The 14,027-nt window shown below is 60.2% G+C and carries 15 protein-coding genes and 1 pseudogene; 9 read left to right on the forward strand and 7 right to left on the reverse strand.

What is annotated here, in order from left to right:
- On the forward strand, positions 1 to 1,248 hold a 1,248-nt coding region (locus B3V69_RS19890; protein WP_296449303.1), incomplete at its 5' end, for a Lon-insertion domain-containing protein.
- 33 nt (positions 1,249 to 1,281) lie between these two features.
- On the opposite strand, the gene B3V69_RS19895 is transcribed toward B3V69_RS19890, so the two are convergent.
- Complete coding sequence (locus tag B3V69_RS19895; protein ID WP_296449306.1) at positions 1,282 to 2,175, reverse strand: dienelactone hydrolase family protein; 894 nt, start codon at positions 2,173 to 2,175, stop codon at positions 1,282 to 1,284.
- Positions 2,176 to 2,322: 147 nt separating this feature from the next.
- Between B3V69_RS19895 and B3V69_RS19900 the strand changes: the two genes are divergently transcribed.
- From B3V69_RS19900 to acpA, 3 genes are read left to right on the forward strand one after another with little or no spacing between them, the layout of a single operon-like run.
- On the forward strand, positions 2,323 to 3,081 hold the full coding sequence (locus B3V69_RS19900; protein ID WP_296449309.1) for an SDR family oxidoreductase: 759 nt from the start codon (positions 2,323 to 2,325) through the stop codon (positions 3,079 to 3,081).
- A 17-nt stretch (positions 3,082 to 3,098) separates the two neighbouring features.
- Positions 3,099 to 4,277 carry an FAD-dependent monooxygenase gene (locus B3V69_RS19905; RefSeq protein WP_296449312.1) on the forward strand — a complete coding sequence of 393 codons (1,179 nt, stop codon included), beginning with the start codon at positions 3,099 to 3,101 and terminating at the stop codon, positions 4,275 to 4,277.
- A gap of 38 nt (positions 4,278 to 4,315) precedes the next feature.
- On the forward strand, positions 4,316 to 5,863 hold the full coding sequence (gene acpA, locus B3V69_RS19910; protein ID WP_296449314.1) for an acid phosphatase: 1,548 nt from the start codon (positions 4,316 to 4,318) through the stop codon (positions 5,861 to 5,863).
- Between the two features lie 82 nt (positions 5,864 to 5,945).
- On the opposite strand, the gene B3V69_RS19915 is transcribed toward acpA, so the two are convergent.
- Positions 5,946 to 6,281, reverse strand: a complete 336-nt coding sequence (locus B3V69_RS19915; protein WP_296449317.1) for a winged helix-turn-helix transcriptional regulator — start codon at positions 6,279 to 6,281, stop codon at positions 5,946 to 5,948.
- Between the two features lie 54 nt (positions 6,282 to 6,335).
- Here B3V69_RS19915 and B3V69_RS19920 point away from each other — a divergent pair, with 54 nt between their 5' ends.
- Together B3V69_RS19920 and B3V69_RS19925 are read left to right on the forward strand one after the other, a co-directional pair.
- Positions 6,336 to 6,788: a hypothetical protein gene (locus B3V69_RS19920; protein ID WP_296449320.1), complete on the forward strand. Its 453-nt coding sequence runs from the start codon at positions 6,336 to 6,338 to the stop codon at positions 6,786 to 6,788.
- 121 nt (positions 6,789 to 6,909) lie between these two features.
- Positions 6,910 to 7,095, forward strand: coding sequence for a hypothetical protein (locus tag B3V69_RS19925; RefSeq protein ID WP_296449323.1), 186 nt, complete (start codon positions 6,910 to 6,912; stop codon positions 7,093 to 7,095).
- A 112-nt stretch (positions 7,096 to 7,207) separates the two neighbouring features.
- On the opposite strand, the gene argF is transcribed toward B3V69_RS19925, so the two are convergent.
- Both argF and B3V69_RS19935 read right to left on the reverse strand, forming a co-directional pair.
- Positions 7,208 to 8,116 carry an ornithine carbamoyltransferase gene (argF, locus tag B3V69_RS19930; protein WP_296449325.1) on the reverse strand — a complete coding sequence of 303 codons (909 nt, stop codon included), beginning with the start codon at positions 8,114 to 8,116 and terminating at the stop codon, positions 7,208 to 7,210.
- Between the two features lie 43 nt (positions 8,117 to 8,159).
- A complete protein-coding gene (locus B3V69_RS19935; protein ID WP_296449327.1) occupies positions 8,160 to 9,404 on the reverse strand; it encodes an aspartate aminotransferase family protein in 1,245 nt (414 codons plus the stop codon).
- A gap of 279 nt (positions 9,405 to 9,683) precedes the next feature.
- Between B3V69_RS19935 and B3V69_RS19940 the strand changes: the two genes are divergently transcribed.
- On the forward strand, positions 9,684 to 9,995 hold the full coding sequence (locus B3V69_RS19940; RefSeq protein WP_296449330.1) for a DUF3579 domain-containing protein: 312 nt from the start codon (positions 9,684 to 9,686) through the stop codon (positions 9,993 to 9,995).
- A 141-nt stretch (positions 9,996 to 10,136) separates the two neighbouring features.
- Here B3V69_RS19940 and rpsT read toward each other — a convergent pair whose 3' ends face one another.
- The gene (rpsT, locus tag B3V69_RS19945; protein ID WP_296449333.1) at positions 10,137 to 10,439 is read right to left on the reverse strand and encodes a 30S ribosomal protein S20; all 303 of its coding nucleotides are present in this window, start codon (positions 10,437 to 10,439) and stop codon (positions 10,137 to 10,139) included.
- Between the two features lie 116 nt (positions 10,440 to 10,555).
- On the opposite strand from rpsT, the gene murJ reads away from it, so the two are divergent.
- Complete coding sequence (murJ, locus tag B3V69_RS19950) at positions 10,556 to 12,121, forward strand: murein biosynthesis integral membrane protein MurJ (RefSeq protein ID WP_296449336.1); 1,566 nt, start codon at positions 10,556 to 10,558, stop codon at positions 12,119 to 12,121.
- Positions 12,122 to 12,159: 38 nt separating this feature from the next.
- Entirely contained in the window at positions 12,160 to 13,011 is an 852-nt protein-coding gene (locus tag B3V69_RS19955) for a SirB1 family protein (protein WP_296449340.1), read from the forward strand.
- A gap of 87 nt (positions 13,012 to 13,098) precedes the next feature.
- Here the strand turns inward: B3V69_RS19955 and B3V69_RS19960 are convergent.
- Together B3V69_RS19960 and B3V69_RS19965 are read right to left on the reverse strand one after the other, a co-directional pair.
- A pseudogene (locus B3V69_RS19960) lies at positions 13,099 to 13,209 on the reverse strand (cysteine hydrolase); the annotation flags it as partial.
- Positions 13,210 to 13,302: 93 nt separating this feature from the next.
- Positions 13,303 to 14,027, reverse strand: a 725-nt coding sequence (locus tag B3V69_RS19965; RefSeq protein WP_296449343.1) for an MFS transporter, incomplete at its 5' end; no start/stop codon positions are given.

Genomic DNA, 14,027 nt, shown 5'->3' on the forward strand with positions numbered 1-14,027 from the left:
CGCTTGCAGATCGAAGAGCCGGGCCCGGTCATCGCGCCGATTGCCTCGGTGTCACTGGAGCCCGAGGCGGTGGACGTGGATGTCAAGATTGTGCTGATCGGCTCCGTCGAGCAGTACTATGAATTGCAGGAGGCGGACCCCGAGTTTGCCCGCCGCTTTCGGGTCAAGGTGGACTTTGCCGAGAGTTTTTCGGCGAATGCACAAACCTATGGTGCCTCGGCTATTTTTGTGGCTCACGCCTGCAAGAAAATGGGTTTGCCGCATTTTTCCGCTTCAGCCGTGGTGCGCCTGCTGGAGGACTCGCACCGTGACGTGGATGACCAGTCGCGCCAGAGCGCTATCTTCGCCCGAACCGAGGCCCTGTTGATGGAAAGCGCCGCCGTCTGCAAGGCACGCGCGGGCACCGTGGTAGACGCCGCCGACGTCGAGGCCGCATTGCAGGCGCGCAACTTGCGCCATGACTACCCGGACCAGCGCCTGCAGGAGTCCATCACGGACGGTGACCGGCTGATCACTTTGTATGGCGAGAAAACAGGCCAGCTCAACGGCCTGACGCAGATCGATTTGGGGGACTACCGCTTTGGTTTTCCGGTGCGGGTGACAGCGCGCACTTATGCCGGCAACGAGGGCTTGCTCAACATCGAGCGCGAAGTGGAAATGTCCGGCCCGATCCACGACAAGGGGGTTCTCATACTGCACAGCTATCTTTCCGCGCTGTTCGCCCACATCGCACCGCTGGCACTGAATGCGTCCATAGTGTTCGAGCAGGAGTACCACGGTGTCGAGGGCGATTCGGCATCATGCGCCGAGCTCTATGCGGTGCTGTCGTCGCTGTCCGGCCTGCCGCTCAAGCAGGGCATTGCGGTCACTGGCGCGGTCAACCTGCACGGCGAAGTGTTGCCGGTGGGCGGGATCAACGAGAAAATTGAGGGCTACTTTCGCATCTGTGAAACGGCTGGCCTGGATGGCAAGCAGGGGGTGCTGATTCCCTACCGTAACCGCCGGCACCTGATGCTGGAGCGCAAGCTGGTGGCGGCGGTAGATAAGGGTTTGTTTCACATCTACACGGCGGAACACGTCACCGAAGGCGTGGCGCTGCTCACCGGATACGCATCCGGTATGGCGGGTGCGGCAGGCGCCTATGCCCATGACAGTGTGCTGGGCCTGGCCCAGAAAACCCTGCAGGCCTACCGCCGTGCCTGCCAATTGGCGGACCACCCGAAAATACCACGCAAGCATTCGTACTGACACCGCATGCGTGCCAGTGGGCGCCCCGAGGTGCTACGACCCTCTGAGGTTTTGGTTAAAGAATGCGAGGGTCCGCTCCCACGCAAGTTTGGCGCTGGCCGCGTCAAAGCGGGGCGTGGTGTCGTTGTTGAAACCGTGCTGGGTGCCCGCGTACAGGTAGGCCGTGTAGCGAACACCCGCCGCCTTGAGCGCCGCTTCGTAGGCGGGCCAGGAGGCATTGATACGCTCATCGATACCGGCGAAGTGCATCAGCAGCGGCGTCCTGACTTTGGCGGCGTCCGCCGCCGCGGGATGGTTGCCATAGAAGGACACGGCCGCATTGAGCCCGGGCAGGCGCGTGGACAGCCTATGCACCACGCCGCCGCCGTAGCAAAAACCCACGGTGCCGAGTTGGCCGTTGCAGTCAGCCCGGTTTTTCAGATAGCCCGCGCCGGCGACAAAGTCTTCGATGGTTTTGCTCTGGTCGAGTTGGGCAAAGCGTTTGACCGCCTGGTCTTCATCGCCTGGATAGCCTCCCAGGGGCGTGAGCGCGTCAGGGGCGAAGGCCATGAAGTTGTCCAGCGCCAGACGCCGCACGATGTCCTCGATATGCGGATTGAGCCCGCGATTTTCATGAATCACCAGGATGGCGGACAGCGGCCCGGTGGCATTGGCCGGTCGGGCCAAATAGCCTTTGACCGTTCCAGAGCCGGAGGGTGAAGGGTAGGCCACACGCTCTGTCTTGAGGCGCTTGTCGTCAGGGGTGACTTGCTGTGCCTGTGCAAAATTCGGACTGAGCGCGGTGAGCAGCATGCCCGCCGTCATGCCCGCCACCGCAAATTTTTTGGCTCCTTCCAGAAAACCACGCCGGTCGATGATGCCGTGCACATAGGCATCAAACAAAATCAGCAATTCCTGATCAAAGTCTTGCGCGGTTTTGCTTTGCATGCGGGACCTTCCAAAAAAATGGAGCATAGCGACAGAACAGGATGCTCGCAAGGAATGCGCACAATACAGGTCGATGGCCGGGCTATCAACAATGCACAATCGTCAGGTTTTTCTTCCAATGCGGCCACCAACCAGCGGGTACCCACCATGAGTCTTCAAGCAGGCGCTGGAAAAAGCGTGTTCATCACCGGCGCCTCGTCCGGCCTGGGGCGCCAGATGGCGATCGAGTTTTCACGGCGTGGCTACCGGCTGGCACTCACCGCCCGTCGCCTGGACGCGCTCAAGGCGTTGCAGGCCGAGCTGGAAAAAGAGGGTGCCGACCCGGTGTTCGTCGCGGCACTGGACGTGACCGATGACGCTTCGGTTGCCCAGGTTTTTGCCAACGCCCGCGCGCAACTGGGCGCACTCGACATCGTCGTGGCCAATGCGGGCATCGGCCACCATGGCGCTATCGGCAAGCTGCCGTTTGCCAAGGTGCGTGACATCATCAACACCAATGTCATCGGCTTCATGGCCACGGTGGAGGCGGCCATGCATTGCTTTCGAGAGCAGGGGCACGGCCACCTGGTCGGCATCAGCTCGGTCGCGGCCTTTCGCGGCATGCCGGGCGGTGGCGCTTATGGCGCCTCCAAGGCGGCGGTGAGCACCTATCTGGAGTCTTTGCGGGCTGAGACACACAACAGCCCCATTCTGGTCACGACGCTGTCGCCGGGCTTCATCGATACACCGATTAACCGGGCGGCCAAAAGCCGCCCCTTCGTGACTCCAGTCGAGAAGGGCGGTAAATTGCTGGTGGACTTGATCGAGCGAAAGGTCGAGCGCGCCACGGTGCCGCGCTGGCCGTGGGCGGTGGTGGCGCGACTCATGGCGGTTTTGCCAACCGGTGTGATTGCGAAGCTGCGATGACGGCAAAATAGACGCTTATGACAAAGCGGACTTTAATCATTGGCGGCGGCATTGGCGGTTTGGCGGCGGCGCTGGCCTGCACCCGGGTGGGGGTTCAGGTTGAGCTATTCGAACGCTCAGCGGTATTCACCGAGGTGGGTGCGGGCATTCAGCTCGGACCCAACGTGGTGAATGTGCTCCATGGCTGGGGCCTGAAAGAGGCGTTGGCAGGCGTTGCCGCGTTTCCGCAGCGCCTGCAGGTGCGCAGCGCGATGTCGGGCGCCGAGCTGGGTGTCTTGCGTCTGGGCGAGGCGGCCGTGGCGCGTTACGGCTCGCCTTACGCGACGGTTCACCGGGCCGATCTGCATGGCTTGCTGCTCGCGGCGTTGAAGCCGCACGGCGGCGTGCAGCTGCATGTGGGCAGCGAGGTGGAGCGCTTTGCGCAACACGACGAGGGGGTGGCGCTGCACACAGTGGATGGTCGCGAGGCGCGGGGTGAGCTGCTGGTCGGCGCCGACGGCCTGTGGAGCCAGGTGCGACAGCAGTTGCTGAACGACGGCGCACCGCGCGCCACCGGCCATCTGGCCTATCGGGCGATGGTGCGGCAAAGCAGTTTGCCCGAGCGCTTGCGGTCTCAGCAGATCACGGCCTGGCTCGGGCCCAAGTTGCATATGGTGCAGTACCCGGTGCGAGGTGGCGATTGGCTCAATGTGGTGGCCGTCGTGCACGGTCGCACACTGGGGGACCCTCAAAATTGGGACCACAGCGCCAACGCCCCCGACTTGCGGCGCAACATGGCGGCCACTTGCCCGCCCGTACAGGACTTGGTACAGGCCATTGATTACTGGCGCTTGTGGGGTTTGAGCATTCGCCCACCGATGCGCGGCGCCCGTGAGCAGGCGCAGGGCCGAGTGGCGTTGTTGGGCGACGCGGCGCATCCCATGCTGCCGTATCTGGCACAAGGCGCCGGTATGGCGATTGAAGATTCCGACGAATTGGGGCGGGTCTTGGCCCCCGGCGGCCTGGACGTCCCTGACGCGTTGAAACATTACGCTGCGCGCCGCTGGCAACGCAACGCACGAGTGCAGGCCGGCGCCATTCGCAACGGGCGGATATTTCATGCCACCGGACTGCTGCGCTGGGGGCGCGATGCGGCCATGAAATTGCTGGGCGAGCGTTTGCTGGACATGCCCTGGCTCTATCGGGGTCGGTCCTGATAAGGCACGTTCTCAACAAAAAAGTACCGGAAATCCTCGTGTCTCATCTCAATTCATACGGTACAGCCCGCCTCGCATGGGGCGCGGCACTGCTGGGCGCCCTGGCTTCGGGTTGTGCAACGGCACCGGCAGCAACAGGCGACAGCGCCAAGCTGCAAGGCATTCAAACCGTCGTGGTGATCTACGCTGAAAACCACAGCTTTGACAATTTGTACGGCTTGTTTCCCGGTGCCAACGGCATCAGCCAGGCGACCTCGGAGCAGAAGACGCAACTGGACCACGATGGCAAGCCACTGCCTGAACTGCTGGTGTTTGGCCGGGACGGCAAACCGGACGCCAGGTACCCGCGCTTGCCCAATGCGCCGTTTCGCATTGATGCGCCCCCGGTGAACCGGCCGCCGACTGTGATCGTGCCGAGCCCGATCCATGACTATTTCTACCAGCAGGAACAGATCAATGGCGGCAAAAACAATATGTTCGCCGCCATGTCCACCGTGGGGGGATGGACCATGGGGCACTACGACGGCAGCCAGTTCAAGCTGTGGCAGTGGGCCAGGGAGTACACGCTGGCGGACAACTTCTTTCAGGGCGCGTTTGGCGGGTCGTACCTGAACCATCAATGGCTCATTTGTGCTTGCACGCCAGCGCACGCCGGCGCCCCGGTCAGCATGCGTGTGCGACTGGACGCCAACGGCAAGCTTGAAAAACGGGCGGGCTCGCCTTCCGCCAGTGTTGGGGCCGTGCAGATTGTGAGCAATAGTCTGGGGGGACGCGTGACGCTGGATGGCTGGTCGGTCAATACCTCGCAGCCGCCATACCAACCCAGCGGCATCCCGCCCGCCGCGGAAGGACCGCGCACGCATGCCGACCCCAAAGGCCTCAAGATTGGGCATGTTGAGACGGGCGAGCCTGTGCCACCGCAAACCGCCAGGACCATCGGCGATACCCTCTCGGCCAAGGGCGTTTCCTGGGCTTGGTACGCCGGTGGCTGGAACGCAGCGCTGGCAGACGGCATGCAGGCGCCCGATGCCAAACGCCGGGTGATCTACCACCGCGCGGACGATTCACCCAACTTCCAGCCGCACCACCAGCCGTTCAACTACTTTGCCCGCTATGCCCCCGGCACGCCAGAGCGCGCGCTGCACCTCAAAGACGGCGAGGATCTGATGGCAGACATCGCCGCCGGCACGCTGCCCGCCGTGTCCTTCTACAAACCGGCTGGGCGCGACACCCAGCATCCGTCCTACACCGACATCATGACCGGCGACACCCACATTGCCGGCGTTCTGGAGAAGCTGCGCGCCAGCCCGCAATGGAAGGACATGCTGGTGATCGTGACCTATGACGAAAACGGCGGCTATTGGGACCATGTGCCCCCACCCCAAGGCCCCGGCTGGGGCGACCGCTGGGGCCCCGGTTCGCGCGTGCCTGCCTTGCTGATCGGCCCCCACGTCAAAACCGGTTTTATTGATTCCACCTCATACGACACCACCTCCATTCTCAAATTCATCAGCAAGCGCTTCGAGCTGCCTGCGCTGCCGGGTGTGCGCGGCAAGGCAGGGGACTTGACGCCCGCGTTGAACTGACTTTTGAGTTGATCTTCCAGTGGCCCTTAACGATGGATGGTTACAGGCCGCGCGGCGGCGCTGTTGGCACCAGAGCTGAATTTCATAAGGACGACCCAAATTGCGCCATCGCCTCAATGACGACGCGCAACCCGTGGCCACGCATCGTAAGTTCGTACTCTGTGTGGGGGGGGACTACGGGATAAATGGTTTTGGTAATCAGCCCCTGATCTTCCAGAAACCTCAAGCGGTCGGCCAGTACCTTGGGGCTGATGCCGCTGAGCGAACGCTGTAATTCTGAAAAACGCTTCTTACCCAGCAGTAGGTCACGGATGATGCGCGTGGTCCATTTCCCTTCTATAAAAGCAGCCGTTTTTGCCACTGGGCATGGTGATTCGCAGTGTGTATCTAGCGATAGGTCAAGTTTTTTGTCGAGCATGCAGCGTACCTCAATCGAATTTTTTATACTTTCAAAAAAGTACCTACTTCCTTTATGGAAGTTATGATTTTAAGATGCATCTTCATTTACTTCAATGGAGAAAAAATTATGACATCCCGCTTTCCAAAATGGCTTAATGCGACGCTTTGGTTCATTGCCATCGTTCAATTCACGCTGGGGATCGCATTTTTGGCAGTGCCCGAGCAAGCCGCTCAAAGTTTGGGTCTGAGCGCTGCACCAGGCTGGGCAAATTGGTTGTTCGGCATGATGGCGGCACGCTTTCTTGGTTTCGGCTACGGCATGGTGATGGCGGTACGCCATCCAGAGCAGGCCCGACCTTGGATCAAAGCCATGGTTGCGATTCAAGCGATGGATTGGTTGGTAACTTTGAAATACCTGTACTTCGGGGCAGTCACGCTGGCCCAGGTCAGTACCGCTTCTTTCCTGCCGGTGGTGTTTGTCGTGGTGCTGCTCATCGGCATGCGCCGGTCCGCGCAAGCAGTCTGAGTTTAGCCACGAAAAACTCAAACTTCACAGCCCCGAAATCACGCCGGCCAACATCGACAAATTGGCAAGGGATTGACCGGGCCGTATTCAGCCAATAGGAAGGAGCGGGTGGCGTAGCGCCTTGACTCAATTGAAGCAATCCACTGCTGGCGGCAGCATTGCCGAACGCCTGGTGAATGCCCGCAAGGCCATGGACGCCAAGGAGTGGTGGACTGCAGCGTTTGAGTTGGACAAAGCCGTGCGCGAAGACCCACGCAATGCCGATCTGGCCCGCGCCATTGAGGCCTACAAGGCGGCGAACAAATAGGCCTGACGGGCCGCCATCGCCTCATCGGTTTGGCCGCATTCTGCGGCCAGGCTTGTTCGGCCCCTGTTTCAAATGCTCGACGGCAATCCGAGCTGGTCTGTCCCGCGAAGTCTCAGAGCCGCCCGAGCAGCAAATACTCCATCAGCGCCTTTTGCACGTGCAGCCGGTTTTCGGCCTCGTCCCATACCACCGACTGCGGTCCGTCGATGACGTCGGCTTGCACCTCTTCACCCCGGTGCGCGGGCAGGCAGTGCATGAACAGCGCATCGGGCTTGGCGACGCGCATCATCTCGGCGTCGACACACCAGTCGGCAAACGCCACCTTGCGGGCTTCGTTCTCGGCCTCGTAGCCCATGCTGGTCCAGACATCGGTCGTCACCAGATCGGCGCCGGAGCAGGCCTGCATCGGGTCGTTGAACACCTGATAGCTCTCAGCCGAGCGGATGCCAGCGATGGACTGGTCCACTTCGTAGCCGCCGGGGGTGCTGACATGCACTTTGAAATCCAGAATTTCGCTGGCCTGCAGCCAGGTGTTGGCCATGTTGTTGCCGTCACCGACCCAGGCGACCGTCTTGCCCGCAATCGAGCCGCGATGTTCGATATAGGTAAAGATGTCCGCCAGGATCTGGCAGGGATGGAATTCGTTGGTCAGGCCGTTGATCACCGGCACGCGCGAATGCGCCGCAAAACTCTCGATTTTGGTTTGCTCGTAAGTGCGGATCATCACCAGATCAACCATGCGGCTGATCACCTTGGCGCTGTCTTCAATTGGTTCGGCGCGGCCCAGCTGGCTGTCGCCGGTGGTCAGGTGCACCACGCTGCCACCGAGCTGGTACATGCCGGCCTCGAAGCTCACCCGGGTGCGGGTGGAGGCCTTCTCAAAAATCATGGCCAGGGTTCGATCAAGCAGCGGCTGGTGCTTGTCGTAGGCCTTGAACTTCTTCTTGATCAGGGCTGCCCGTTCAAACAGGTAGGCGTAGTCGCTGGCGTCGAGGTCGCTGAATTGCAGGTAGTGTTTCATTGACGGGTACTCGGATGGCAAAGTGAGAATCAGTTGGCGCCTATCAGGCAGCAGCAGACAGGAGCTGTTTGATGAGCGGACACAGGATGCTGACCACCTCGTCCGCTTCCGTCGTGGTCATTATCAGTGGCGGCACCAGCCGGATGACGGTATCGGCGGTGACACTGATCAGCAGACCGTTGGCGGCACATTGCCCCACCAGCGCCGAACAGGGTTTGGCCAGCTCAACACCGATCATCAGGCCCTGGCCGCGAATCTCCTTGACGCCGTGTGTCGCCAGTTCGGCGGACAGCGCCTGGGCCAGGGCGGCAGCCAGGTGCGCGCCCACCTTCGCCGCGTTGTCCAGCAAACCATCTTCTTCCATGATGCGAATGGTCTCGATCCCGGCCCGCATCGCCAACGGGTTGCCACCAAAGGTGGAGCCGTGGTTGCCGGGCTGGAAAATATTGGCCGCCTTGGGGCCTGCCACCACCGCGCCAATTGGCACGCCCGAGCCCAAGCCCTTGGCCAGTGGCATGACATCGGCCTTGATGCCGGCCCATTGATGGGCAAACCATTTTCCGGTGCGGCCCATGCCGCTTTGCACCTCGTCAATCATCAGCAGCCAGTCGCGCTCATCGCACAGTTGGCGCACCTCTTTGAGGTAGTCCATGTGCATGGGGTTGATGCCGCCTTCACCCTGAATGGCTTCAAAAAACACCGCCACCACATTCGGGTTGTTGGCGGTCGCCTGTTTCAAACTCTCGATGTTGTTGAGCGGCACCCGGATGAAGCCTTCCACCAGGGGTCCAAATCCGGCCTGAATTTTCGGATTGCCGGTGGCGCTCAGGGTGGCGATGGAGCGGCCATGAAAGGCCTTTTCATAGACCACGATCTCGGGCCGCTCAATGCCCTTGTCATGGCCAAATTTGCGTGCCAGTTTCAAGGCGGCTTCGTTGGCTTCCAGGCCGGTGGAGCAGAAAAAGACATTGGTCATGCCCGACAGCTCGACCAGCTTTTTCGCCAGTACCTCCTGATTCGGCACATGGTAGTAATTGGAGCTGTGGATGATTTTGGCAATCTGGTCCTGCAGCGCCGGCACCAGCTTGGGGTGGTTGTGCCCGAGGGTGTTGACGGCAATGCCACCGAGTGCGTCCAGATACGATTTACCGTTGACATCCCATACGCGGCAACCCTGGCCGTGCGACAGGGCGATTGGCACGCGACTATAGGTGTTCATCACGTGGGGCGATTGAGCCTCAATGAAGGGTGTGGCAACAACTTTTGTCACGGGCAGTGCGGCGTTCATGATTTCAAACTCCAGGATTAGTCAGTTGGGAACAGCGCGTGCTCAAGCATTGGCCTAGCTTGCGGTCCATCCCTCAAGGTCTAAAAAATAAGGCGGCCCAACGAAAGTTGGGCCGTTGAAGTGTGATTTTAGGCGCATCACCCCAGCTGGTTTTTGACAATTTAACATCACTGTGATGCGTTAGCGCCTCCAGCCTATGTCTTCTATAAGATATAAGACATGATAGAATTATGGTGCACCGCAACATTCCGACGAAACACCTTGTCTGACATCTGATCGATGGTTTCCAACTCTGCGAAAAAAATATTTATTCTGGGTGTCACCCCGAGTGGGCGGACCTTTCGCCCCAGCGACTGGGCTGAGCGCCTGGCGGGCGTCATGAGCCCGTTTCGTCCTGGCGGTCCGCATCCCGGCAGCCATCTGCGGTATTCACCCTGGTGCATTCCCACCACCGTCAACGGTGTGCGATGCGTGATCGTTCATCGCGATTTGCGCGACTACGATGTCATGGCATGGGATTTCTGCATGAACTTTGCCAAAGACAACGAGCTGCAAGTCTCGCAAGGTGCGCCAGCGCCCAAGACACTCTGAGTACGCGTCACGGGCAGGCAACAAAAAAGCCGTCTTTCGACGGCTTTTTATGCTTTGCTGACAGCGCACCCGTTACAAACGGCGCTTAACTCAACGAATTGAGTCAGGCGTGCGATTTGCCTGAAATCAGGCGGCTTGAAGTTAGGCTGCTTTCGCGGCCAGGGCTTTCACCTTGGTCGACAGACGGCTCTTGTCGCGAGCGGCCTTGTTTTTGTGAAAGATGCCTTTGTCAGCCACGGTGTCCACCACGGCCTGCATCTTGCCAAACAACTCAGTGGCTTTGGCTTTATCGCCAGCGATAACCGCTTTTTCCACGTTCTTCACCGCCGTGCGGTATTGGGAACGCAGCGAGGTGTTTGCAGCGTTGATTTTGACGTCTTGACGGACGCGTTTACGGCCCGACGCCAGGCGTGGGTTCTTTTTCTTGGGTTTGGTAGATGCCATATAAATAGTTCCTTGGGTCTGTGGATGTTGTCAGCAAAGCTTTCGATTCTACCAGCTATGCACCGGCGGTCGGCGTGCGCCTGTGGCGTGGGCCGGACGCGGCTACACTTCGCGTCGTGAGTCTTTTCAAATCCGCCTCTGTTATCTCCCTGCTGACCCTCGTATCACGTATCACCGGTCTGGTGCGCGAACTCCTGATTGCGTCGACTTTTGGCGCCAGTGCCTTGACCGATGCGTTCAACGTCGCGTTTCGCATTCCCAATTTGTTTCGCCGTTTTTTTGCCGAAGGCGCTTTCAGCCAGGCGTTTGTGCCCGTGCTGGCCGCCTCCAAAGCCCAGCGCGGCGAAGCCGCCACCAAGGTGTTGATCGACCGGGCGGCCACGGTGCTGGCCTGGGCCTTGCTGGGCATCAGCATCATCGGCGTGCTGGGGTCGCCTGCCTTGGTGTGGGCCATGGCGAGTGGCTTGCAGCAGAACCCGCATGGCTTCGAAGTGTCTGTTGTCATGACGCGCTGGATGTTTCCTTACATCGCCTTCATGTCGCTGGTGGCGCTGGCGGCCGGCGTCCTCAATACCTGGAGGCACTTCGCGGTGCCTGCCGCCACGCCGGTACTTTTGAACCTGTGCATGATTGCCGCGGCTTGGGTTGGAGCGCCGTGGTTCAAGGTTTTGGGCCTGGAGCCGATTTACGCTTTGGCCGGTGGCGTGTTGCTGGGTGGCGTACTGCAGTTGGGCGTGCAAATGATGGCCCTTCGAAAGCTGGGGCTCAATCCGCACATTGGCCTGCGTTGGAGCGAGCTACGCACCGCTTGGGCCGACCCCGACACCAAAAGCATTCTGAAATTGATGGGGCCCGCCCTGTTGGGTGTGAGCGTGGCGCATATTTCGATGTTGATCAACACGCAAATTGCCTCGCATCTGGCACCCGGCAGTGTCAGCTGGATTACCTACGCCGACCGGTTGATGGAGTTCCCCACCGCGATGCTCGGGGTCGCCATGGGGGTGGTTCTGATGCCCCAACTCGCGCTGGCGCGCGCGGCCGGCAATGCGGAGAAATATTCCGCCATGCTGGACTGGGGTTTGCGGCTGGTGGTGCTGCTGGCCGTGCCCTGCGCGGTGGCGCTGATCGCCTTTGCCAAGCCGCTGGTGGCGGTTCTCTACCACTACGGTGCGATCACCGAATTTGACGTGCAGCAAATCACCCATGCCCTGATGGGCTGGGGAGTGGGCTTGATCGGAATTGTGGCGATCAAGGTGCTGGCGCCAGGTTACTACGCCAGTCAGGACACGAAAACACCGGTTCGCATTGCCATCATTGTGCTGGTGATCACGCAGTTGCTCAATATCGCTTTGGTGCCTATATTTGCGCATGCCGCGCTGACGCTGTCGATCGGCATTGGCGCCATGATCAATGCGGTCTGGCTGCTTAGCGGTCTGCTCTGGCGCGGCAGTTACAAGCCTGAAGCGGGGTGGCGTATTTTTGTGTTGCAAGTGATAGCGGCGAGCGCCCTGCTGCTGATTTTCCTGATGTGGGCCAACGGCGCCTTTGACTGGACCCAGATGCGCAGCGAGAGTATCAAGAGAATTTCGCTCCTGGCCCTTATCCTTGTGGCGTCAGCAGCTATTTATTTCGTAGCGCTGTGGGCGGCGGGCCTGAAACTTCGGCAGTTCCTGCGACGTTGAGTCGGGCGTGCCAGAATCTGTAAGGGAAGGTAGTTTGTATGAATCTGACATTGACAGTGCCCACCCCGCTGGCGTACTTCGCCATCCTGGTGCAAAGTGATACAGACTTCCCGCTGCTGGAGGCTGCTGTCAGCCTGGCGCAAGATGAATACCCTGATTTGGATGTTCAGCAGGTTCTGGGGGAAGTCGATCAATTGCTCGCCAGATTGCGGCGCCGCATTCCGGCCGATGCCGGACCTCTGCAGAAGCTGCGCGCCGTGAACCAGTTTTTCTTTCGCGATCTGAGCTTTGCGGGCAACGTCAACCACTATTACGATCCCGACAACAGCTATGTGAGTGTTGTTTTGCATACCCGCCGCGCCATCCCCATTTCCTTGGCGGTGCTGTGGCTGGAATTGGCGCAGGGTCTGGGCCTGGCGGCGCGGGGCGTCGGCTTTCCGGGTCACTTCATGCTGAAAGTCAATTTACCCGAGGGGCAGGTCGTCATTGATCCGCTGGACGGGCAGTCGCTGAGCCGCGAAGATCTGGCAGAGCGCCTGGAACCATTCCGGCGCCGCAGTGGTTTGGTGGATGAATTTGAGGTGCCCTTGGGGCTTTATCTGCAGGTGGCACCGCCGCGAGACATCATTGCGCGGATGTTGCGCAACCTGAAGGAAATCCATACCAGCCAGGAAGACTGGTCGCGATTGATCGCGGTGCAAGACCGGCTGATCGTGCTGCTGCCGCAAGCCTGGGCCGAGTACCGGGATCGGGGTCTGGCACTGGCTGAAATGGGAAATTCCGGGCGCGCGCTGCAAGACCTGGAAACCTATCTTGTGCATGCCGAAGAAAGCATCGACTTGGACGCCATCGCCAAGCGGGTGGCTGAATTGAGACGGGCCAACAGTTGATGTTTCAGCGTGCAAGTAATTTTGACTTGCGCCGCCGTCGTTGGTTAGATTAGCACGCTAGTTTGGAAACATAATGTCGCCCCAGCTTTCGATCGGCGCGTTCTGCGCGGCGGCATAGACCTGCAGGTCGCGCTCCGTGAAATAGGGTCGATGGCGGAAGGACTCTTGCGCATCGATCAGGATCAGACAGGTTTTCATGGGTGAGACTCCTTTGTAACAGAGTCTTCATCATGCCGGTCAATCGGGCAACATTCCACCCGAGGGCGGACCGGATTCGATCAAATCAGGACATCATGCGGGATTGCCAAGGGCGGGCCGCAGTCGCAACAGAACGAGCGCCAGCGCACTGAAGACCATGCCCGCCACAAAAGTATAAGAGGCTCCCCACTGATCCCATAGCAAGCCAGCCAGTGCGCTGGCCACCAGCATGGCCAGGCCGCTCATGAGGTTGAAGAAGCCGTAAGCGGTGCCGCGCAGATCGTCGGGCGCGGTGTCTGCCACCATGGTGGCCAGCAGCCCCTGCGTCATGGCCATATGCAGCCCCCACATCGAAATCCCGGCCCAGACCCAGCCCCACTGGTTACTGTAAGCCAGCAATGCGTCAGCGACCATCAACAGCGCCAGACCCCAGGCCAGCAGGGTGGTGTGGCTTATCCTGTCGGCGAGTCTGCCGAACGGGTAAGCACAGGCCGCGTAGATCAGATTCATGCCGATCAGCACCAGGGGCGTCCAGGCCAAGCCCAAGCCACCCTGTTGCGCGCGCAGCACCAGAAACGCCTCGCTAAAGCGCGCCAGCGTGAACACGGCACCGATGCCGACCACCCACCAGTACCCGGAACCCAGGCGACGAAGATTGACGCGGCTGATGGGATTGGTACGTACGGCGCTTGCCGGCCGCGTCGGCTCGCGTATCCCAAAAATCAGCAGCGCCACACACAAAAACGCAGGGATAACAGCGACCCAGAACACCGCATGGAAATCGTTGGCCCACAAGAGCATGAGCCCCATGGCGAGCA

This window comes from Rhodoferax sp. UBA5149 (genome assembly GCF_002413825.1).
In the GTDB taxonomy this organism is placed as follows: Bacteria; Pseudomonadota; Gammaproteobacteria; order Burkholderiales; family Burkholderiaceae_C; genus Rhodoferax.

Excerpts from the sequence above, each read along its gene's own strand:
- B3V69_RS19895 (WP_296449306.1), bottom strand. The coding sequence starts at position 2,175 with ATGCAAAGCAAAACCGCGCAAGACTTTGATCAGGAATTGCTGATTTTG.
- B3V69_RS19900 (WP_296449309.1), top strand. The coding sequence starts at position 2,323 with ATGAGTCTTCAAGCAGGCGCTGGAAAAAGCGTGTTCATCACCGGCGCC.
- B3V69_RS19905 (WP_296449312.1), top strand. The coding sequence starts at position 3,099 with ATGACAAAGCGGACTTTAATCATTGGCGGCGGCATTGGCGGTTTGGCG.
- B3V69_RS19915 (WP_296449317.1), bottom strand. The coding sequence starts at position 6,281 with ATGCTCGACAAAAAACTTGACCTATCGCTAGATACACACTGCGAATCA.
- B3V69_RS19920 (WP_296449320.1), top strand. The coding sequence starts at position 6,336 with ATGGAAGTTATGATTTTAAGATGCATCTTCATTTACTTCAATGGAGAA.
- argF (WP_296449325.1), bottom strand. The coding sequence starts at position 8,116 with ATGAAACACTACCTGCAATTCAGCGACCTCGACGCCAGCGACTACGCC.
- B3V69_RS19935 (WP_296449327.1), bottom strand. The coding sequence starts at position 9,404 with ATGAACGCCGCACTGCCCGTGACAAAAGTTGTTGCCACACCCTTCATT.
- B3V69_RS19940 (WP_296449330.1), top strand. The coding sequence starts at position 9,684 with ATGGTTTCCAACTCTGCGAAAAAAATATTTATTCTGGGTGTCACCCCG.
- rpsT (WP_296449333.1), bottom strand. The coding sequence starts at position 10,439 with ATGGCATCTACCAAACCCAAGAAAAAGAACCCACGCCTGGCGTCGGGC.
- B3V69_RS19955 (WP_296449340.1), top strand. The coding sequence starts at position 12,160 with ATGAATCTGACATTGACAGTGCCCACCCCGCTGGCGTACTTCGCCATC.